Annotated in this window: 13 protein-coding genes and 1 tRNA gene; 8 read left to right on the top strand and 6 right to left on the bottom strand. The window is 64.6% G+C overall.

Annotated elements, in window-relative coordinates:
* Nucleotides 1–7: 7 nt before the first annotated feature.
* Entirely contained in the window at nucleotides 8–3493 is a 3486-nt protein-coding gene (mfd, locus tag ACOOE2_RS10015; protein WP_420382869.1) for a transcription-repair coupling factor, read from the top strand.
* A 25-nt stretch (nucleotides 3494–3518) separates the two neighbouring features.
* Here mfd and ACOOE2_RS10010 read toward each other — a convergent pair whose 3' ends face one another.
* The gene (locus tag ACOOE2_RS10010; RefSeq protein ID WP_420382868.1) at nucleotides 3519–4805 is read right to left on the bottom strand and encodes an EAL domain-containing protein; all 1287 of its coding nucleotides are present in this window, start codon (nucleotides 4803–4805) and stop codon (nucleotides 3519–3521) included.
* Nucleotides 4806–4982: 177 nt separating this feature from the next.
* Between ACOOE2_RS10010 and ACOOE2_RS10005 the strand changes: the two genes are divergently transcribed.
* From ACOOE2_RS10005 to ACOOE2_RS09990, 4 genes are all read left to right on the top strand, one after another.
* Nucleotides 4983–5765 (top strand): NAD kinase, encoded by a 783-nt coding sequence (locus ACOOE2_RS10005; protein WP_420382867.1) that lies wholly within the window; start codon nucleotides 4983–4985, stop codon nucleotides 5763–5765.
* A 146-nt stretch (nucleotides 5766–5911) separates the two neighbouring features.
* Nucleotides 5912–5986 (top strand) — tRNA-Asn (locus ACOOE2_RS10000).
* 141 nt (nucleotides 5987–6127) lie between these two features.
* Complete coding sequence (locus ACOOE2_RS09995) at nucleotides 6128–7252, top strand: energy transducer TonB (RefSeq protein ID WP_420382866.1); 1125 nt, start codon at nucleotides 6128–6130, stop codon at nucleotides 7250–7252.
* Between the two features lie 60 nt (nucleotides 7253–7312).
* The gene (locus tag ACOOE2_RS09990; RefSeq protein ID WP_420382865.1) at nucleotides 7313–8248 is read left to right on the top strand and encodes a glycosyltransferase family 2 protein; all 936 of its coding nucleotides are present in this window, start codon (nucleotides 7313–7315) and stop codon (nucleotides 8246–8248) included.
* Nucleotides 8249–8327: 79 nt separating this feature from the next.
* On the opposite strand, the gene secA is transcribed toward ACOOE2_RS09990, so the two are convergent.
* Together secA and ACOOE2_RS09980 are read right to left on the bottom strand one after the other, a co-directional pair.
* Complete coding sequence (gene secA, locus ACOOE2_RS09985; protein ID WP_420382864.1) at nucleotides 8328–11099, bottom strand: preprotein translocase subunit SecA; 2772 nt, start codon at nucleotides 11097–11099, stop codon at nucleotides 8328–8330.
* A gap of 106 nt (nucleotides 11100–11205) precedes the next feature.
* The gene (locus ACOOE2_RS09980; RefSeq protein WP_420382863.1) at nucleotides 11206–11466 is read right to left on the bottom strand and encodes a hypothetical protein; all 261 of its coding nucleotides are present in this window, start codon (nucleotides 11464–11466) and stop codon (nucleotides 11206–11208) included.
* Nucleotides 11467–11927: 461 nt separating this feature from the next.
* Here ACOOE2_RS09980 and argJ point away from each other — a divergent pair, with 461 nt between their 5' ends.
* Genes argJ through ACOOE2_RS09965 form a run of 3 tightly spaced genes read left to right on the top strand, consistent with a single transcriptional unit; the run spans nucleotide 11928 to nucleotide 14579 of the window.
* On the top strand, nucleotides 11928–13154 hold the full coding sequence (gene argJ, locus ACOOE2_RS09975; RefSeq protein ID WP_420382862.1) for a bifunctional glutamate N-acetyltransferase/amino-acid acetyltransferase ArgJ: 1227 nt from the start codon (nucleotides 11928–11930) through the stop codon (nucleotides 13152–13154).
* A complete protein-coding gene (locus ACOOE2_RS09970) occupies nucleotides 13151–13768 on the top strand; it encodes a glutathione S-transferase family protein (protein ID WP_420382861.1) in 618 nt (205 codons plus the stop codon). Before argJ ends, ACOOE2_RS09970 begins: the two co-directional genes overlap by 4 nt.
* A gap of 7 nt (nucleotides 13769–13775) precedes the next feature.
* Nucleotides 13776–14579: an inositol monophosphatase family protein gene (locus ACOOE2_RS09965; RefSeq protein WP_420382860.1), complete on the top strand. Its 804-nt coding sequence runs from the start codon at nucleotides 13776–13778 to the stop codon at nucleotides 14577–14579.
* Between the two features lie 292 nt (nucleotides 14580–14871).
* On the opposite strand, the gene trxA is transcribed toward ACOOE2_RS09965, so the two are convergent.
* The 3 genes from trxA to addB all read right to left on the bottom strand — a co-directional run bounded on the left by trxA (nucleotide 14872) and on the right by addB (nucleotide 21763).
* Nucleotides 14872–15195, bottom strand: a complete 324-nt coding sequence (gene trxA / locus ACOOE2_RS09960) for a thioredoxin (protein WP_420382859.1) — start codon at nucleotides 15193–15195, stop codon at nucleotides 14872–14874.
* A gap of 77 nt (nucleotides 15196–15272) precedes the next feature.
* The gene (gene addA / locus ACOOE2_RS09955) at nucleotides 15273–18770 is read right to left on the bottom strand and encodes a double-strand break repair helicase AddA (protein ID WP_420382858.1); all 3498 of its coding nucleotides are present in this window, start codon (nucleotides 18768–18770) and stop codon (nucleotides 15273–15275) included.
* Complete coding sequence (gene addB / locus ACOOE2_RS09950; RefSeq protein ID WP_420382857.1) at nucleotides 18767–21763, bottom strand: double-strand break repair protein AddB; 2997 nt, start codon at nucleotides 21761–21763, stop codon at nucleotides 18767–18769. Before addB ends, addA begins: the two co-directional genes overlap by 4 nt.
* Between the last annotated feature and the right edge of the window lie 56 nt (nucleotides 21764–21819).

Genomic DNA, 21819 nt, shown 5'->3' with positions numbered 1-21819 from the left:
ATAACCGATGCCTGAACTTGCCCGTATCCTGTCCGCCACCAGCCCGCTGACGCTGGCCTCGATCGCGCGCGGTGCACAACCGCTGGTGCTCGCCGATCTGGCACGTGCCGCCAAAGGCCGCGCCGTCTTCATTGCCACCGATGAAGCCGCGATGCGTTCGGTCGTCGATACTGCCACATTCTTTGCGCCCGAACTCGATGTGATCGACTTTCCTGCGTGGGACTGCCTGCCGTTCGATCGCGCATCGCCGGCGCTGTCGGTCAGCGCGCGGCGCCTTTCCGCGTTGTCGCGGCTGCAAGTCAAGCAGACCGGCCCGCAATTGCTCGTCACCACGGTCGCGGCGGTGTTGCAGCGGGTGCTGACGCCGTTCCGCATCCGCGAATCGACCCGCGTGCTCAAACCCGGAATGGAAATCGGCCGTGACAGCCTGATCGCGCTGCTGCAGCGCCAGGGGTACATGCGCGCCGACACGGTGATCGATGCCGGCGAATACGCGGTGCGCGGCGGCGTGTTCGATCTGTTCCCCAGCGGGCTCGACCACGGGTTGCGGCTCGATTTCTTTGGCGACGAGCTGGAAACGCTGCGCCTGTTCGACCCCACCACGCAGCGTTCGGTGCAGCCGGTTGACAGCCACATGCTGATTCCGGCCAGCGAAGCCCTGCTCGACGAAACCAGCATCAAACGGTTTCGCAGCCGCTATCGCGAAATTTTCGGCGCCAGTGCCACCGGCGACGCGCTGTACCAGGCGGTCAGCGACGGGCGCCGGCTCGCCGGGATGGAGCACTGGCTGCCGTTGTTCGAAGACCGCATGGTCACGCTGTTCGACCATCTGGGCGAAGGCGACCTGGTGCTGTTCGACGCGGGCGCGGCAAAGGCTGCGGAAACGCGGCTGTCGGATATTCACGATTACTATCAGGCGCGTGTCGAATCCGCGCGGGCGCAGGCCGGCCACTATCGTCCGCTCGATGCCGCGTCGCTGTATCTGGGCAACGACGAATTCGAACGCGCGCTGGCGGGTTGGCCGGTCCATCGCCTGTCGATCTTTGCCGAGCCGGAATCGGCACGCGTGCTCGATTTCGGTTTTGCCAGCGCGCACGATTTCACGCCCGAACGCGCGCAGGGCAGCAATGTATACGAAGCCGCTGCACGCCATCTTTCTGCGCTTGCCACGCGCGGGCTGAAACCGATCCTGGCGGCCTATTCATCGGGATCGCGCTCGCGGCTGGCGTCGCTGCTGGGCGATGCGGGCAAGGCCAAGCCCGTGATGGCCGAAACCTGGCAGGAGGCGCTGGGCCTGGCCGCAACGGGCAAGATCGCGGCCGTCGTCCTGCCGCTCGATCACGGGTTTGCCCGCGACGATCTGGAACTGATCACCGAGCAGGACATCCTGGGCGACCGGCTGGTGCGGCGCAAACGCAAGCGCAAGGATGCCGACGCATTCCTGGCCGAGCTGTCCGCGCTCAATCCCGGCGACCTTGTCGTGCATATGGAACACGGCATCGGGCGTTACGAAGGGCTGGAGCCGATCCGCGTCGGCGACAGCCCGCACGACTGTGTACAGCTGACGTATGCCGGCAATGACAAGCTGTATATTCCGGTCGAAAATCTCGACGTGCTGTCGCGTTATGGCAATGACAACGACAATGTCGCGCTCGACCGGCTGGGCGGTGAAGGCTGGCAGAAGCGCAAGGCGCGGATGCGCGAGCGCATTCTGGAAATGGCCGGGCAATTGATGTCGACCGCGGCGTTGCGCGCGCTGCGCCAGGCCGATGTGCTCGATGTGGATCCCGCCAGCTTCGGCCCGTTTGTCGATCGGTTTCCATGGACCGAGACCGACGACCAGGAGCGCGCGATCGACGACGTGCTGGGCGATCTGGCTTCGGGCAAGCCGATGGACCGGCTGGTGTGCGGCGATGTCGGCTTCGGCAAGACCGAGGTGGCCTTGCGCGCCGCGTTCGTTGCGGCAATGGCCGGGCGTCAGGTCGCAGTGATCGCGCCGACGACCTTGCTCGCGCGCCAGCATTACACGTCGTTTGTCGAACGGTTTTCGGGCTTTCCGCTCAATGTCGGCCGCCTGTCGCGGCTGGTGCCCGCCAAGGAAGCGGCCGAAACGCGCGCCGGGCTGACCAGCGGCACGATCGACGTGGTGATCGGCACGCATGCGTTGCTGGCAAAATCGATCGCGTTCCGCAACCTGGGTCTCGTCATCGTCGATGAGGAACAGCGGTTTGGCGTGACGCACAAGGAGCGGCTGAAAGAGCTGAAGGCCGATGTCCACGTGCTCACGCTGACCGCGACGCCGATCCCGCGCACCTTGCAGATGGCGATGTCGGGCCTGCGCGAACTGACCACGATTGCAACGCCGCCTGTCGACCGGCTCGCCGTGCGCACGTATGTGATGCCGTGGGACGATCTGGTGATGCGCGAGGCGCTGTTGCGCGAACACCAGCGCGGCGGGCAAAGTTTCATCGTGGTACCGCGCATCGCGGACATGCCTGAAATGGAAGAATGGCTGCGGCTCAACGTCCCCGAAATCCGCGCCGTATCCGCGCATGGCCAGATGAGCCCGACCGAAGTCGAAGACCGCATGGGCGCGTTTTACGAGCGCAAATACGAAGTGCTGCTGTCGACGACGATCATCGAAAGCGGGATCGATATCCCCAGCGCCAACACGATCATCCTGCACCGCGCCGATCGTTTCGGCCTGGCGCAATTGTACCAGTTGCGCGGGCGGGTCGGTCGCGGAAAGCTGCGCGCCTATGCCTATCTGGTCTACCCAGAAGGTCACGCGCTGACGCCGATTGCGGAAAAACGCCTGAAAGTCCTGGGCGATCTGGATTCACTGGGCGCCGGGTTCCAGTTGGCCAGTCACGATCTCGATCTGCGCGGCGCCGGCAATCTGCTGGGCGACGAACAATCGGGGCATATCAAGGAAGTCGGCTTCGAACTGTATCAATCGATGCTCGAAGACGCGATCATGGCAGCCAAGGCGGGCGATTTCAGCGCCTTGCGAGAGCGCGGCGCGCTTAACCCGCAGATCACCGTCGATGCGCCGATCATGATCCCCGAGGACTACGTGCCCGATCTCGCCGTGCGCATGGCGCTGTATCGCCGGATGAACGATGCCGAGGGGCCTGAAGCGGTCGAGGCGCTGGCCGCCGAAATGATCGACCGCTTCGGCCCCCTGCCGCCGCCGACCGTCAACCTGCTGCGCCTGATCGAGGTCAAGCGCCAGGCAATCGTCGCCGGCATCAGCAAGATCGATGTCGGCGCCAAGGGCGTGCTGGTCAGTTTCCACGGCGATACGTTCGCCGATCCGCAGGGCCTGTTCGCCTATGTGCAACGCCTGAACGGCGTCGCCAAATTGCGCCCCGACAACAAGATGGTGATCCAGCGCGCCTGGGGCAATGCCGAAGCGCGCCTGAACGGCCTGGTCCAATTGACCCGCGGGCTGTCGGCAATCGTGCTGAAAGCAGCGAAGAAAGCCGCGTGAAAAAGCCCTCCCCTGAGGGGCGGCGCTAAAGCAGGAGCGGGCTTTGTTCGGCGGCCAAATCCGCAAACTCCTGCGGTGAAACCGGCCCGGCGCGCAAAAACCCCTGGAACAGATCGCATCCCAGTTCGCCCAGGATGGCCAGTTGCGCCTCGGTCTCGATCCCTTCGGCAATGACTTTCAGATCGAGCGTGCGCGCCATCGCGATCATCGCCGCCACGATCGCACGGTCGCGCGGATCGTGCGCGATATCGCGCACGAGCGAGCGATCGAGCTTCAACGTATCGAGCGGCAGCACTTTCAAGGCGCGGAAATTCGAATACCCGGTGCCGAAATCATCCAGCGCGATCTGCACGCCGTCATCGGCCAGCGCCCGCAAGGCGAGCGCGCTCGCATCGAAATCGCCGATCAGCGACTGTTCGGTGATTTCCAGCGTCAACCGGCTGGCCGCAAATCCGCTTTGCGCCAGCAGCGTGCGCACGCGCCCTGCGACATCGCCTTGCGCAAAATCCTCGGCCGTGATGTTCAGCGACATCCGCAGCGGCCCTGCCGGCCAGCGTGCCGCCAGCGCGAGCGCGCGCCTGGCGATATGGTGCGACAGTTGCGCCACGTGATCGCCGCGATCGGCCACGGCAAACAACGTCTCCGCCGCGATCCGCCCAAAGCGCGGATGTTGCCACCGTGCCAGCGCTTCGGCGCCCGACAGCGCGCCGGTGCGGATGTCGAACTGCGGCTGGAACAGGATCGCGATTTCGTCGCGGTGCATCGCGCCAAGCAGGTCCGCCTCCAGCAGCGCGATGCTGCCGCCCGGCACGGTCTCGCCTTCATCCGCCCACATGACGCGCCGCCCGGGCAGCCGTTCCAGTTGCGCGGCGGCCTGCGCCAGTCGGTCGATGATCGTCTCGCCATTGTCGCCTGCCTGCGCATCGGCCAGCGCGATGCGCGGCACCAGATGCAGCGCCTCGTCCTCGACTGTCTGCACGTTGCCGATCACCCGGCCCAGCGCTTCGGCCAGGTAGTGCCAGCGATCGCCATCGATCGTGCCGCGCGCAGCGATCAGGAACTGACCGCCGGCCAGGCGCGCGATCAGGGTATCGGGGCCGATTTCGCTTTCGGCAAATTCGCGAATGCGATGCGCCATTTCGACCAGCACCTGATCGCCCGCGGTCTTGCCGTAAGCCAGATTGACCGATTGCAGACGCGGCAGGCTGATCAGCATCGCCTTGGCCGCCCCGGTGCCGGCCGCCATTTCCAGCCAGTCGCGCGCGGGTCCGGCGCCGACCAGACCGGTCAGAAAATCGGAAAACTCAGGCATGATTGCAATTTGACCCCATCGTGTTGCGCCATAGTCGAAGACTTTGTGCAATTCATCAACGCACGATATGATCAAATCGACGGGTCATTAAGGATTGCACCACAATGGGGCGGTCCATAGACCCGGTCACAGTGTCTCGCCGCGCTGCGCAGACCAACCAGAGGGACCAGTTTCCAAATGCCCGTAACCCCGCCCCGGCTCGCGCTGGTCGCCTCTCCGACCGATCGCGCGCAAGAGGCCGAGGCCGAATTGCGCAAAAGCCATGACTGGGCCGATTTGGAGCAGGCGGATATCGTGGTGGCGCTGGGCGGCGATGGCTTCATGCTGCAGGTGCTGCACACCATGCTCGAAACCGAGCGCGTGCGGCCGGTCTATGGCCTGAACCTGGGCACCGTGGGCTTTCTGATGAACCGCCACAAATCGAGCCGCACGCTGGAAGAACGTGTCGCGCGCGCGCGCTCGATCGCGGTGTCCCCGCTGTGGATGGAGGCAACAACCAATGGCGGCACCGTCACCACGTCGTGGGCCATCAACGAAGTGTCGCTGCTGCGCGAAACGCGCCAGACGGCCAAGCTGGAAATCGTCGTGAACGGCAAAGTCCGTATTCCCGAACTGAGCTGCGACGGCGTGCTGGTCGCGACACCTGCCGGGTCGACTGCCTATAACTTGTCGGCCAATGGCCCGATTCTGCCGCTGGGGTCCAAAATGCTGGCGCTGACCCCGATCAGCCCATTCCGCCCGCGCCGCTGGCACGGCGCCATCCTGCCCGACAATGCCGAGATCATTTTCCGCGCGCGCGAATCCGTCAAACGCCCGGTCTCGGTCGTGGCCGACCAGACCGAAGTGCGCGATATCAGCGAAGTGCGCGTGCGCGCCTGGCCCGAACACGAGCTGACGCTGCTGTTCGACAAGGGCAAGAGCCTGGACGAGCGCATCTTTGCCGAACAGTTCATGGTCTGAGCATCGCGCGAAAAAGCGGGCACCGGTTTTTCGCAAACAGAGATGCGACTGGTGATCAGCGTTTTGCGCATAACTCGCGATTTGGGTGCTTGCCAAACCCTGCTCGCCTGTTATTAGCGCGCTCCTGCCCCGGGCAACCGGGCCGTTCCCTGATAGCTCAGCGGTAGAGCTCTCGACTGTTAATCGAGTGGTCGTAGGTTCGAATCCTACTCAGGGAGCCATTTTTTCCAGTATTATGGCGACGTCGTAAGGACGTCCCGCATCCCTTAATTTTTGACGGCAAGCGTTGTCCCGCGAGGACGCGTGCGCATTGCCTCGCTTGCCGCTCTGGCGCTAGAACCGTCTGATCGGGGGAACCAGGTATGGGTTTGAAAATCGCGCGGTGGTGCGGGCTATGGACCGCTTTGGCCTTTGGATTGGCGATGGTGATAGCCATACACGCAGCGCATGCCGACAGCCCGCGCGCTGGCGTTTCGGACCCCGGGCTTTCCTTGATCAATTCGTCATCGCCTATTGTCGATGCCGATTATCCGAAGCAAGCGCTAGAAGCGAACGTACAGGGTATCGTCCGGGCAAAATTGACTGTGAACGCTTCGGGCCTGCCAGTTGCCTGTGAAGTCGCCATATCGAGCGGAAGCGCGGTGCTAGACATGGCCACCTGCGATCTGTTGCGCCGCCGCGCCCGCTACAAGATACTGGCGACGGAGCGCAAGAACGGCAGTATTTATACAGCGTATCAAACGGTCAATTGGCAAATTCCGGGTGCGCCCCTGAAACAGCACAACCGTTCGCCTCCATCACCGGGCGGAGCCGGAAGTCTTGGCACCATGATCGGATTTGCGGTTTGCGGCACTTTGGCCGGCATTGTTGGTGCTGCGTTTCTACCTGCACAGGCGATGCAGAGGACGCGCGAGACCCCGGCATCGCGCATCATACTTCAGTTTCTCGTGCTATTCTGCACAATAATTCCGGGCGTTTTCTTGCTAGAGATGACGCTCGACATCTATCCTTCATTCACACCTTTCATCACGGGAGCGCTGCTCGCACTGTCTTTCGCAACGTTCGCGATCATACTCAGGGCGTTGAAAGTGAAGGCCCAAAACGGTGGTTCTATCGGCGTATCGAATTGGGTCGAAGACTTGCTTCCGCGCTTTTTTTATTGCGGGTTTGTAGGGGTGCTTTTTTTCCAGCCCCTGGTTTTGCTGGCGAATGGCATGCATGAGACTGCACCGTCCCGCTCGGTGCCAGGCGTCGTGAGACAGATGTTTAAGACACATGGCAAGGGCGCGGCATCATACATGGTGCTTGGCGGTGCTGCGGGAGCGTTGGGAAACACCACGGCATCGGGCAAGTTCGAGGTGCGATGGGAGGTTTATGATGCATTTCAAACCGGTGATCGGCTTTGCGTGATCGTGCACACCGGATGGCTGCAATTGCGTTGGTGGACCATCAATGCCTGTGGCGCAGCGCCCACGGCACGGCCTTAATCTGATCATGCTTCATCGTTATAATTCGCGCCAGCGCTATTGCCTGGGGGAAAGATTGCAATGAAAGTCTCGGTGTCGATCGCTGCGTTCAACGCCGCAGCGTTTGTGAAAGCTGCAGTCGATTCGATCCTGCAGCAGTCCTTGCGCGATATCGAAGTGATCGTGGTCGATGACGGCTCGACCGATCGCACTGCCGCATTTCTGGCCGAATACCGCGATCCACGGCTTCGTGTCGTCACATTGCCCGCCAATTGCGGCATTGCGACCGCGCACAATGTTGCGATGGCCTGCGCCGCCGGCGACTATTTCGCGGTGATGGATGCGGACGATGTTGCATTGCCCGACCGGTTGCGGATCCAGGCGCAATTTCTCGACGATCACGCCGATGTGCATATCATGGGCGCGCGGATTATTCGCACGCAAGCGGACATCACCACCGAGATCGACCGGCCGCAGCACCCGCTGAGCGATGGCGAGATCAAGGCCAATCTGCTGTTGCTGAACGGGTCGGCGCTGATTCATCCCACGATGATGGCGCGGCTGTCGTTTTTGCGCGCGCAGCATTGGCGCTATCCGCCGCCGCCGCGCGGACGCGTGGGGATCGATCATGAATTCTGGATCGAATGCGTGGCGCGCGGCGCCGTGTTTCGCGCGATACCCGATGTGGTGCTGCGAAAGCGGCGGCATGGAGCCAATGTCACGCTGTTCAACAACGATCCCGCGACCGCTGCGCTGAAATCCATTTCGCGCGCGAAATTGCTGGGTTTGTATTATCCTGATCTGACCGGGCGTGAAATTCGCGCGCTGGCGGCATTGCTTGATCCAGGCAATCCGGCGATGAATGTGATCGAGGTGTGCCAGGCCCTGGTCGTCGGAGAAAAGGCGCATGGGTGCGAGGTCAGCTATTACGGCGAATCGAAGCCACATCTGCAAGCGATGATCGCCGCCGCGATGAACCGGTATCTGGCGCCATTGGCGGGGCTCGCGCGCACCTGAAAATTCGTCATTCCGGACCTGATCCAGGGCTGGAATGACGAAGACGCCAGGGACGACGGTCGGCGAGCGTTGTGTGCCGTCAGACCGTCGCGCCGTGGCAGTGCTTGTATTTTTCGCCCGATCCGCACGGGCATGGTGCGTTGCGGCTGATATCCTGGCCCGCCCAGGGATTGCCCGCGGCCATGGCCGGCGATCCGATGAGGCCGAGCGCCGAGGCTGGGCTGGGGATCGGCGTTCGCAGGCTCTGGGCGTCGTCCTGGCCGGTCAATGGATCGAGATGGCTGAACACCATGTTCTCGCCAAAATTCGGGCCCCCGAAATTGGGCTGGGTCAGGAAATCGGGCAGGTCGGGCAATTGCATCGCATCCATCGGCGCGGCGCGGAATTCGGCCGTCATCAATATGCGCGTCACGTCTTCGCGGATGCCGTCGAGCATTTTCTCGAACAGGCCAAACGCTTCCTGCTTGTATTCGTTGATCGGGGTTTTCTGCGCATAGGCGCGCAGGAACACGACCTGGCGCAGCGCATCGAGCGTGGCCAGATGCTCTTTCCAGTGATGATCGAGCCGTTCGAGCAGGATCGATTTTTCCAGGTTCGCCCAGGCATCAGGTTCGAACGCGGCAATCCGCGCGTCCATATGGGCGTCGGCCGCTGCGCACACGCGCTCGTCGATCACCGATGGCTCAAGGTGATCTTCCTGCATCCACTCGTCGATCGGGATCAGCAGGCCCAGCACTTCGAGTGTGCGGGTCTTCAGCTGCTCGATATTCCACTGTTCGGGATACGATCCCGGCGGGCAGGCATCGCCGACCAGCGCGTTGATCGTATCCTGGCGCATATCGATCACGACATCGCCGACCGCCGCCGAATCCATGATATCCGACCGCTGTTCGTAGATCACCTTGCGCTGGTCGTTCATCACGTCGTCGTATTCGACGACCTGCTTGCGGATATCGTAGTTGCGCGCCTCGACCTTTTTCTGCGCGATCTCGATCGCCTTTGACAGATAGCGCGATCCGATCGCCTCGCCATCGGCCAGATTGGCATTCATCATCCGCGAAAACATCGTGTCGGGGCCGAAAATGCGCAGCAGGTCATCTTCGAGACAGAGGTAGAATTTCGACAGGCCGGGATCGCCCTGGCGGCCCGAACGGCCGCGCAGCTGGTTGTCGATGCGGCGGCTTTCGTGGCGTTCGGTGCCGATCACGCACAAGCCGCCAGCCTCGACGACCTTGCGCTTGGCTTCGTCGACTTCGGCCTCGATCTTTGCGATCGCGGCTTCGCGCTCGGGCCCGTCGGGCACACCGGCCAATTCGTCCTCGATACGGAATTCGGCATTGCCGCCCAATTTGATGTCGGTGCCGCGCCCGGCCATGTTGGTGGCGACGGTCACTGCGCCAAGGCTGCCCGCCTGCGCCACGATATGCGCCTCGCGCTCGTGGAAGCGCGCGTTGAGTACGTTGTGCACCACGCCTTCGGCATTGAGAAATTCGGACAACAGTTCGGATTTCTCGATCGACACCGTGCCGACCAGCACCGGTTGCCCGGTTTCGTATTTCTCGCGGATCAGCTTGGCGATCGCGCCGAATTTGTCGTGGGTGTTCTTGTAGAATTCGTCTTCTTCATCGACACGCTGCACCGGCACATTGGTCGGGATCGTGACGACATTCATCTTGTAGATGTCGAAAAATTCGGGCGCTTCGGTCGCGGCCGTGCCGGTCATGCCAGACAGTTTGGGATACATGCGGAAGAAATTCTGGAACGTGATCGTCGCCATCGTCTGGTTTTCGGGCTCGATCCGCACACCTTCCTTGGCCTCGACCGCCTGGTGCAGCCCGTTGGACCAGCGCCGGCCATCCATCATGCGGCCGGTGTTTTCATCGATGATGATGATCTTGCCGTCTTTCACGATGTAATCGATGTCGCGCTTGAACATCACATTGGCTTTGAGCGCCTGGTCGAGGTGATGCACGACCATGGTGTTTTCCATGTCATACAGGTTCGACCCTTCGAGCAGCCCGTCCTTTTCCAACTCGCGCTCGGCCCATTCGACGCCGTCTTCGGTCAGCGTGACGCTGCGCTGTTTCTCGTCGGCTTCGTAATGCACCGGGTCGATACGCTTGATCACCGCATCGACCGAGACATACAGGTCGCTCTTGTCGTCCGTCGGCCCCGAAATGATCAGCGGCGTGCGCGCTTCGTCGATCAGGATCGAATCGACTTCATCGACGATCGCGTAATTGAACGGGCGGTGCACCATCATCCCGCGATCGTGCTTCATGTTGTCGCGCAGATAATCGAAGCCAAGTTCGTTGTTCGTCGCATACGTGATGTCGCTGTCATAGGCGATGCGGCGTTCTTCCTCGTTCATGTTGGGCACGATCACGCCCACCGTCAGCCCGAGGTATTCGTAGATCTGCCCCATCCAGCCCGCATCGCGCTTGGCGAGGTAATCGTTGACCGTCACGACGTGAACGCCCTTGCCCTCGATCGCGTTGAGATATGTCGCCAGCGTGGCAACCAGCGTCTTGCCCTCGCCGGTGCGCATTTCGGCGATTTCGCCGCGGTGGAGCACGATCCCGCCGATCATCTGCACATCGAAATGGCGCATGCCGAGCACGCGGCGCGACGCTTCGCGGCAGGTCGCAAACGCTTCGGGCAGGATGTCGTCGATCGTCTGCCCATTGGCCAGTTGATCGCGGAATTTCTGCGTCTGCGCCTTCAACGCGTCTTCCGACAACGCCTCCATCGCGGGCTCGAAATCGGCAATCTTGCGCACGATTTTGTCGAGCGATTTGACATAGCGGTCGTTGGACGAGCCGAACATGGCCTTGGCAATGCTGCCGAACATACGCAAAATTCCTGGATGTATGGTGAGTGTGCTGGGCCGGGCGCCTCTAGCGCCCTCGCCCGACCGGATTGTTGGGACAGGCGCCGTGCAGCGCCGGGCCGAAAGCCTATTCGTGCGGCTGGTCGGCGGTGGTAACACCGCATGAACGCGCAAAACCGGCCTCGACCGGGGAAACGCTGCGCGTCGTGTCGAGGCGCAATTGCGCCCGCGCGATCCGCGCGCGCACCGGGCACGCGATCGCGGCGGGTGCCACTTCCGCAGCGGCATGTTCGGCCTGACCCACGACATGCGCAGGCGAGGACGCCACCGCCACATCGGCCAGCGACAGGCCCGAAATCATGGCCAGGAGGATGAGCAGGAAACGCATCGCTGTGCCAGATAGGGGCAAATTGCTTAACCGTCCATTGCCAAACGCACGGCCACGATGCTTGCGCGACTGAATGAGATCATGGGACATCCGTGATCACCGCGCGCGTTTTTATCGCGACGTGCTTCCTGGTCGGCTTGAACCCGTTGCGCCGATACGCATCGCGCTTTTGGGGTAGTCGAGATCTGTGACCCATTCTCCGGGGTGGCCAAGCGGTTTGGGCGGTTGCGCCTTTGGCGACGTCGGTGTCGCATCACCCGGCGTCGGGTTTGAGCTCGGCTGATCATTCGCGCGCGCGAACGCTGACGTGACCGGCAGCATTATCAGTGCCGCACACATTGCATGACCTGCCGATCTAAAAGCCACTCCTACCCCTTTTTCCCTTGGGCCCACCCAACAGCAAAACGAACGCAGGCCAACTGCATGGACGCGCCTGCGCGCATTGGTTAAAGGCCGGTGCCATGTCCGACGCCCCTTCCCCACTCGCCCTGCCCTTCCCCGTCATGCCGCCGATCGCGGGTGTGCGCCTGCATACCGTGCGCGCAGGGTACAAGGATTGGGGGCGTACCGACCTGACGTTTGTCGAGCTGGACGCGGGCACTGCGGTTGCGGGCGTGTTCACGCGCAACGTGTGCTGTTCATCCGAAGTCGAGCTGGGTCGGCTCAATGTCGCGCAAGGGTTTGCGCGCGCGCTGGTCGTCAACGCAGGCAATTCCAATGCCTTTACCGGGTATCGCGGACGCGAAGCGGTCGAGGCGATCATGGACCAGGTTGCCGGGCATCTCGATGCGTCTCGCGAACAGGTGTTTGTGTCGTCCACCGGGGTGATCGGCGTGCCCTTGCCCAAGGACAAGGCGATCGCCGGGATTGCCGCTGCGCTGACTGCGCCCGAGGCATCGTGGGAAGAGGCCGCGCGGACGATCGGGACGACCGATACGTTTCCCAAGGGCGCGACAGCGACGGCGATCGTCGGCGGCGTGACCGTGACGCTTAGCGCGATCATCAAGGGATCGGGGATGATCGCGCCCGACATGGCGACGATGCTGGGTTACATTTTTACTGATGCCGATATCAGCCCCGCCTTCCTGCAATCCGCGCTGTCGGGGGCAAACGCACGGACGTTTTCGTGCATCACCGTCGACAGCGATACTTCGACGAGCGATACCGTGCTGGCGTTCGCTACCGGCAAGGCGGGCAATCCGCGCGTCGAGGACGAGAATTCGCCCGGCGCAGACGCCTTTGCCGCCGCACTCCACGCAGTGTGCCGCGACCTGGCCCATCTGGTCGTGCGCGACGGCGAAGGGGCGCAGAAGTTCATCACGGTGTCGGTCACAGGCGCGGTCGATGACTCCAGCGCGCGGCGCATCGGGCTGTCGATCGCTAATTCGCCGCTGGTGAAAACCGCGATTGCGGGCGAGGATGCCAATTGGGGCCGCGTGGTGATGGCGGTGGGCAAGGCTGGCGAGCCCGCCGACCGCGACCGCCTGTCGATCGGCTTTGGCGGGACATGGGCCGCGCGCGACGGGCAGCCGTTGGCCGAATACGACGAGGCGCCGGTCGCCGCACATCTGAAAGGCCGCGAAATTTCGGTCGAGGTCGATATCGGGCTGGGCCAGGGCCGCGCGACGGTGTGGACGTGCGACCTGACGCACGGATACATCGCGATCAACGCGGACTACCGGTCATGATCACGATCTGGGGCCGGCTGAATTCGCACAATGTGAAGAAAGTCGCATGGGCCGCGATCGAGATGGACCTGCCGCACCGGCGCATCGACATGGGCGGCAAGTTCGGGTTTACCGACGCGTTTCTGGCGCTCAATCCCAATGCGATGGTGCCGATGATCGAGGATGACAGCGTGCCTGGCGGCTTTGCGCTGTGGGAATCGAACACCATCCTGCGCTACCTGGCCGATGCGCACGCGCCGCAGTTCCGCCACCCGGATGCGGCCTCGCGCGCGCAGGCGGAAAAATGGATGGACTGGCACTTTGGGTTTGCCGATGCGCAAGTCGATGCGTTTCTGGGCCTGGTGCGGCGGGGCAAGCAATTATCCGACCCCGGTGTGATCGCCTCGATCGCCAGGACCATCGAACAGGCGCGCATTCTCGATGCCGAACTGGCGCGGCGCCCGTTCCTTTCGGGCAACGCGTTTGGCCTGGCCGACATTCCCATGGGTGTTTATGCGTATACCTTCTTTACGCTGCCGTTTGAGCGCCCTTCGCTACCGAACATGGAAGACTGGTACGCAGGCCTGACCGAACGGCCCGGCTTTGCCAGCCAGGTGATGATCCCGCTGACGTGAGGCGACAATGACGCTGAAACTGGATGCTGTAATGGGGCCCTTGCTGGCCCGCGTCGCCAATGATGCGATCCTGCCGCGCTATCAGCATCTGGCAGACAGCGACATCACCGCCAAGGCGGTTGACGATATGGTCACTGTCGCCGACACCCACGCCGAAGACCTGTTGAGCGAGGCACTGTCGCGCCTGCTGCCCGAGGCGGCAATCGTGGGCGAAGAGGCCGCGCATGCCGATCCGGCCGTGCTCGACCGGCTCGGCGACGGTCTGTGCTGGATCATCGATCCGATCGACGGGACCAACAATTTCGCCGCCGGGCGCCCGCCGTTCGGCATCCTGATCGCGCTGGCCGAACAGGGCGAGGCTGTTGCCGGGTGGATCTACGACGTGCTGACCGGGCGGCTGTGTTCGGCGCATCGCGGGCATGGCGCCTGGATTAATGGCGAGCCGGTGCGCGCGCGCCCAACCGGCGAAGACCCGCCCATCGCGGCGATCTCGCTGATGTTCCTCGATGCTGCGAACCGCGCGGCGATGAAAGAGCGGATCGCGCCGCATTACACACTGGTCGATATTCCGCGCTGTGCCGCAGAGCAGTATCCGCGCATCGTGACGGGCATCAACGATGTGTCGATTTTCGAACGCACGCTGGCCTGGGATCACGCCGCGGGGGTGCTGTTCGTCAACGAAGCGGGCGGGCGCGCGGCGCGGCCCGATGGCAGCGCATACCGGGTGGACCAGCATCTCGAGCCGGGGTTGATCGCGGCGGCGAGCCCCGCGTTGTTTGATGCGATGGCGGCGCGGTTGGCCGCTATTTGAGGCGGCACGTGGGCCAGGCCCAAACACCGCCTCGCTCGTCATCCTGGGCTTTATCCCCAAAGCGTAGGGCTAATCACCAAACCTCCAACATCCGCTCATCCTGAGCCCGTCGAAGGACACGCGCGACGTTCGCCCAATGCGCTTCGTTGTTAGCGCCAGGCTCGAATGTTGCGCGCGTCCTTCGACAGGCTCAGGACGAGCGGACCCGGAATTTGGGTCGAAAATCGCTTAGCCCTGCGCTTGTGGGATCAAGTCCAGGGTAACGTGTGGGGCGTACGTTACCACCGAAAGCTCAGTTCAACGCGCTTTCAAGCCAGCCCTTCAGCTGGCTTTTCGGCGCGGCGCCCAGCTTCTGCGCGACGGGCTTGCCGTCCTTGAACAGCACCAGCAAAGGGATCGACTGCACGCCTATTTCACCGGGGACCGTGGTGTTGGCCATGATGTCCATCTTCACGATCGACACCTTGTCGGCCAGTTCGTCGGCGATTTCCTCAAGCGCCGGCCCGATCATCTTGCACGGGCCGCACCAATCCGCCCAGAAATCGACCAGCACGGGCTTGTCGGAGGCCAGAACGTCCGTGGCGAAGCTGGCATCGGTGACGGCTTTGGTCGACATGATTGGGAACTCCGCATGAATTTGTGTACCGCGTAATCTAGGGTGCCGCGCGGCGCTTGCAACGGGTGCAACGCGCTTCAGGGGGAAAAGGTTTCCTCGTCGGCGCCGAGGCCCAGCTTTTGCGCAGCGAGCAGATCGTTGGGCACGGCGAAAAGCTGCGGTGTAGCGGTATACAACAGCGCAGCGCTGACAGCACGGCCGGGGTAAATGACCTTCAGCGCGGCGACATAGGCCGCCATCTGCCGCAGATAGGCCGTCGGTATCGCGCCCAGGCCATCGGGCGGGCGGCGATCGGTCTTGAAATCGACGATGCGGATTGCGTCGGGCGTGATCAACAGGCGATCGATCGTGCCATTGACCATGCGCGCACCAACCAGCGCGGCGATCGGCACTTCGGCCAGTGATCCGGGGCCGAACACCGCCTGCCACTGCGGCTCGGCGATCACCGCCAGCGCCGATCGCGCCATCGCGGCGCGCTCGGGCTCGGGCATGTCCGCCGCCATCCGTGCCAGCCACGCCAGCGCCGCCGGTTCGCGTATGATCGGCTCGACATCGGGCAGGCGTTCGAGCAGGCGGTGCAGCAATGTGCCGCGCCGCGCGGCCTGGCGCGCGCCGGGCCCGGCCCGGGTCGGGGCCGATGGCGCGGCGTCTTCGCCCAACGCGCTTGGCGCCAGCGGGCGCAACGGGCGCGGTTCGGGGCCGATCGGTTTGCGCAGGGTCTCGGGGAGTGCGACCGGTTCGGCCGCGCGCGTACCCGGATCGCGCGGGGGCAGCGCGGCCAGCGCGCCGCGTTGCCAGCGCCGCCCCCAGATCAGGTCGGGCAGCGGCGCCGCATCGTTCATCACCGGTGCCAGCGCGCCGAACCAGCTTTCGATCGGCACCACGCCCTTGTCGGCCGGCCCGAGCGCGCCGGTCACGAACAGCGCCTCTTCGGCTCTGGTCATCGCGACGTACAACAGGCGCCAGTGTTCGGCGCGGTCGGCCTCTTTCGCCGCGGTTTCGGCCAGGCGGATCGCTGAGGATTTTTCGTCCTTGCGCAACGGCGGCAGGGGTACGGTCCGCGTGTCGCCATCGTCCAGATCGACCGGCGCACTGCGCGCATTGTCGGGATTGGCGGTCGCATCGGCCAGGATCACGATCGGCGCCTGCAAACCTTTTGAGCCATGCACCGTCATCACGCGCACGAGGCCGCCCTGCCCGCCGGCTTCGCGTTTCACATCGCCGTCGCCAGCGGCAAACCAGTGCAGGAACCCCGCCAGGCTGGGCACATGGCTGGCGGCAAAGGCCATCGCCGCGTTGAGCAATTCGTCGATCGGATCACCGGCGTCTTCGCCAAGCCGCGCAGTCAGAACTTTGCGTCCCTGCCACGGGCCGACCAGGATCCAGGTCAGCAGCGCCGCTGGCGAGGTGAAATCGGCGCGCGCCAGAAGATCACGCAATTTCGCCATGCTCGCGTTGGTCTCGGGGTTTTCCTGCGCGCGCAGATGATCCCACAGCCGGGTGCCCGCCGGGCGATAGCCGTGCGCCAGCAGATCGTCCTGGCTCCACCCGATCAGCGGCGACACCAGCAGCCCTGCCAGATTGAGATCATCACCCGGCTGCACCGCAAAGCGCATCGCCGCAACCAGATCCCGCACCGCCAGCGGCGCGCCCAGGCGCAATCGGTCGACACCCGCGACCGGCACGCGCTCGGCGTGGAGCCGCGCGACGATCAGCGCGGCCAGCGCGCCGCGTTTGCGCACCAGCACCATGATATCGCCGGGCGCCGCGCGCCGCGTGCCGCCTTTGCTCAGTGCAAAACCGTCGTCCAGCCAGTCCTTGACCTGCCGCGCGATCCGGCTGGCGAGCTCGCGCTCGGTGCCCGACAGCACGGCATCATCGCCGCCGGTATCCGTATCGGCCGCCTCGGACAGATCATCGTCGCCCGCAATGTCCTGGCCGACCGGTTGCCACAACGCGACCATGCCAGGAATGCCATGGCCGACATGCGGATCTGGCGGACCGGGCAGGCCAAACCGTGCCGGACCGATCGCAGCGATCGCGTCATCGACAAAATCCAGCACCGGCTGCGCGCTGCGGAACGAGCGCCCCAGCCCCAGATCGAGCAGGCCCAGATCGGGATCGTTGGCCGCATCGGCCAGCGCATCGAGTTGCGCCTTGACCTCGGTCTTGGCGGCCTGGAAATGTTCGGGACCGGTACCCTGAAACCGGAAGATCGCCTGTTTGTAATCGCCGACTACGAACAGCGTGCGCGGGGTATCGGCCGCGCGCGGCTTGCCCTCGCCGGTAAAAAAATCGCCGGTCAGGCCCTTGAGCACGATGCGCCATTGCGCGGGGTTGGTGTCCTGCGCCTCGTCCACCAGCACATGATCGAACTGGCGATCGAGCTTGAACCGGATCCAGTCCGCCGGCGCGCGCTCGGTCAGCAGCGCGGCGGCCGCGCGGATCTGGTCGTCGAAATCGATGAACCCTTCGCGCGATTTGGCCTCGTCCCACGCCAGCGCAAACCGGCGCCCGATGCCCAGCGCCGGTTCGAGCAAATCACCCAAAGCCAGCGCGCTGGAAATCTCGCGCGTTTCCTCCAGTGCTTCGCCCACCGACTGCGCGTGGTCGATATAGTGCGGATCAATCTTGTCGAGATTTTTGCGGTGCCGCACTTCGCCTTCGAGCGTGAACAGCGCCTTGGTGATCGCCGGCCAGGTTTCGGCGCGGATGTCCGGCGAAGCGGCCACCCATTGCGTGATCGTGTCGATCATCGTGATGGCCGATTTGGTGTTCCACTGCCGCAAGGTTTCCACGCAATGACCGAGATCGCGCATCGGCAACGCATCGTCGGCGAAACAGGCGATCAGCAGGTTCCGATCGGCATCGGCAGGCAGGCCGAGCACCTGGTTGATACGCGGTCGCAGCGGCGATTGCCACGCGCCCGGGCCGATCCACATCTCCCTGGCGCCGGCGCAACGCAGCAGAAACCGGGTCAGCGCGGCTTCGTCCATCCGCAAGCTGAGCGCGCCAAGTGCCTCGATAAACGCGCTGTCGCCGTGTTCCTCGGCGCGCACGAGCAGATCGACGAGCACGTCGCGCACAAGCAGATCGCGGTCGCGATCCTCGATCGCGCGCGATCCGGGGCGCAGGCCGGCTTCTTCGGGAAACGCCGACAGCAACCATTGCGCAAATGCGTGCAGCGTTTCGATCCGCAACCCGCCGCCCGGGCAATCGAGCACTGCGGCAAACAGGCTGCGCGCGCGAGCCAGCGTCGCGGGATCGAACGGCGCGCCGATCGCCTGCAGGTGCGTGGCGAGCACGGTTTCGGCCATGCGCACCCAGTCGGCCAGCGTTTCGCCGATACGCGTCGACATTTCCGCCGCGCCGGCCTTGGTAAACGTCAGGCACAGGATCTGGTCAGGCGAAACGCCGGGCTCGAGCAGGAGCCGCAGCACGCGTGAGGTCAGCACCTGGGTCTTGCCCGTACCCGCCGACGCCGACAGCCAGACCGTGCGATGGGGCGCGACGGCGGCCATCTGGCTGCCCTGCAACCGGCGCACTTCCTCGCCAAGCGATCTTGCGCCGCTCATGTGTCGCGCCCCTGCCATTCGTCGAGCCGCATCACGTGGTCATAATCGGTATAGCCCGGCAGATCGGGATTGAGCCGCGCGGTGAACGGTTCACTGCCCAGTATCCATTTGTCGAGCGCATCGTGCAGATAACGGCGCGTCTCGGGCAGGAAATCCTCGCGCAGCACGCCGCTGCGCTTGCGCCCTTCCAGGATCGGTTCTTCGGCCCAGCCGAAGCCCGAGCCGTCGCGGCGGCGCGCCAGCGACCAGTATTCGAACCGGTTGGGCAGCCCGGCCAGGTCAGCGATGCCGCCTTCGGCCGCGATCATTCCGATCAGGCCGAGTTGCAGCGCAAACCCCTCCTGCACCATGCGCGCCTTGGGCGGGCCGCCGGTCTTGTAATCGACGATCGCCAGTGTGCCGTCGGGCAGGCGATCGATGCGGTCGGCACGGCCCTTGATTTTTACACCGCGGATTTCGATGGCGCCCCAGCGCTCGAACGCGGCCACTTCGCGGCCCTCGCCCAGCAGGCGGTCCTGCTCTTCCTCGATCCACAACAGCGCATCCAGCAGGCGCGGCGCCCACAGCGCGCGCATCAGCGGATGCGCATTCATTTCGCCCAGGGCGCGTTCGGCCAGCGGTACCAGCTCGCCCGGTGGCGCCCCGGCCTTGTGCCATGCCTCCAGGATCGCGTGGACGGCAGTGCCGCGCCAGGCCGGGCTGGGATCGGCATCGAGCGCATCGAGCGACGCCAGGCGCAGGATCGCGCTGGCGTAAAACTGATAGGGATCGCCGCGCAGGCGGTCGAGCGCGGTCGCGGCGATATCGACGCGGCGCTGCTGCGCGCTCGGCATCGGCTGCGGACGCGGGTGAAAGGGTACGGGATCGGATCGGTCGATCCCGCGCGCCCACAACAACGCGTCGGTTTCAATCTCTGCGTGATCGGTCATCGCACGAATGCGCAGCAGAAACCGCGAAGGCACGGCCGGCCCGGACACATCGCGCAAGGCATGGCTCAGCACGACTTCGGGCGCGCCAAGCGCGGCGGCGAAATCGTGCGCGGCCAGGCCGATGCGGAAATCGGCGCCGGGAATGCCAAGCGCGCGCAACACGGCGGGCGCCAGCATCGGATCGGTCGCGGGCGCGGCGGGCCAGGTGCCTTCGACCAGACCACCGCAGATCACCAGGTCGGCGCGGCTCATCCGCGCCTCGAGCAAGCCGTAGATCGCCAGGCGCGAATGGCCGCCATAAGGCGGCCGCACCGCCACCTGGTCGAGCGCATCGCGCAGCAACGCAGGCAATTCGGCCGGATCGACCAGCGTTTCGGCCAGGGCCGGATCGCCCGCCGCCGCGCTCCAGTCCTCGACGAATGTCGCGAGCGCGCGCCCGTCGGCCTGCGCCCACAAGCCCTCGCCGCACAGCGCCTCGGCTGTTTCGACCAGCGTGGCCAGTGCGTACGCCAGCGGCACGGGTTCGTCGCTGGCCAGCATTGGCGCGAGCAGCAGCGCGACATCGTCCCACCATGCGATCAGGCGCGGATCGGGGCGCCGAGCGGCCGAGAGGTGATCGCGCAATCCGGTCACGCCCGGCGCCGGGCGTGGCCCGCGCAGCGCCAGATCGAGGCGGCGCACCTGGTCCAGCCAGTTCGCCCGCCCCTCGCCCGCCGCCACCAGCGGCGCGCCCAGCAGCGCGATCAGCGGCACCGGCGCGGCACGCTCGGCCCAGGTTTCGGCCAGCAGCAACAGCACGCGCCCGGCGGCGGTCTGCGGCAACGCCCGACCCGCGCTGTCATCGGCGCCAATGGACCAGCGTTGCAGTTCGCCGATCACGCGTTCGGCCAGTCCGCGATCGGGGGTAATCACTGCAACGCGGCGTTCCGGGACTTCGAGTGCGCGGCGCACGAGGATCGCGATGGCCAGCGCCTCTTCGGCCGGATTGGCGCATTCCATCACGCGTACGCCGCTCAAGGACCGGTCGGGCGCTGGCAATGTTGCCCAAGCGGTGCTGGCGACGGGCGGCAGGAACAGGTTGGAAATCGCGCGACTGCGTGCCGGGCGTGCTGCGGCAAGGCCCGCGCGGTGCCACGGCTGCACTTCGCCGCGCGCCACGCCCATGCGGTTGAGCAGCAGTTTGAGATGGTATTGCGGGTGGGTGACGATGTCGCCCCTGCCGAAAACTTGTGCGCCGAAAATCTGCCCGTCTTCGGCGGGCGCACCGGCATGGCCGAGCGCTTGCCACACGTCGTCATGCAGCGACAGGTCGAGATCGGGAAGGATCACGGCGCCGCCGGGCAGCTCGGAAATTACGCGCAACAGGGCCGCCACTGCAGGCGCCGCAGATGTCACACCGGCCGCGACCACCGGATGCGGCGGTGGTGCGGCGCGCCAGCGTGCGGCCAGCGCGCGCAACAGATGATTGCGCCGCGCCGGCGCGTCGCACATGCCGCGCTCGGCAAGCTCTGCCTGCCAGCGCGCCAGCAGGCGCGCGAACACCAGCGTCGCGTTTTGCCAATGTTCGGCCAGATCGCCGACCAGGCCGATGACCGCCGGATCGAGCAGGCGCTCGGGTGTGATATCCTCGATCAGCAACCGGTCGATCGTTTCGCCTACGCCGCGCGCGAGGCGCAGCAGCGCGGCCTCGCCCGGTACGCTGTTGCCGGATTGCGCGGACATTTCGTCGCGCAACAGCCGCGACAGGATCAACTGGCGCACGACCGGATCGACCGCCGGGGCAATATCGGGACCACCGATCGGATCGAGGCCCGCGCCCAGTGTTTCGTCGAGATCGAGATCGCCGACAACGACCATGCGCGGCAGGATCAGCGCACCGCCGCTGGCACGGACGAACGCCTCGGTCACCGTGAGCACCGTGCGGCGGCTGGGAAGCATCAGCGTCAGGCGCGCGAGCCCGAAATTATCCTCGCGATAGCGCGGGATCAATCCGGCGACGAGCGCATCGGCAAACCCGCGATGCGCAGCGATGGAATAGATCGAGGGGGTGCGGGGTTCGGGCATCAGGTATTGCGTTGGATTTCGACGGGACCACCACTTTGGCGATTTTTGTGCCCGTC

Source organism: Novosphingobium sp. (assembly GCF_965214355.1).
Taxonomy (GTDB): domain Bacteria; phylum Pseudomonadota; class Alphaproteobacteria; order Sphingomonadales; family Sphingomonadaceae; genus Novosphingobium.
This window is presented reverse-complemented; position numbering and strand designations above follow the sequence as displayed.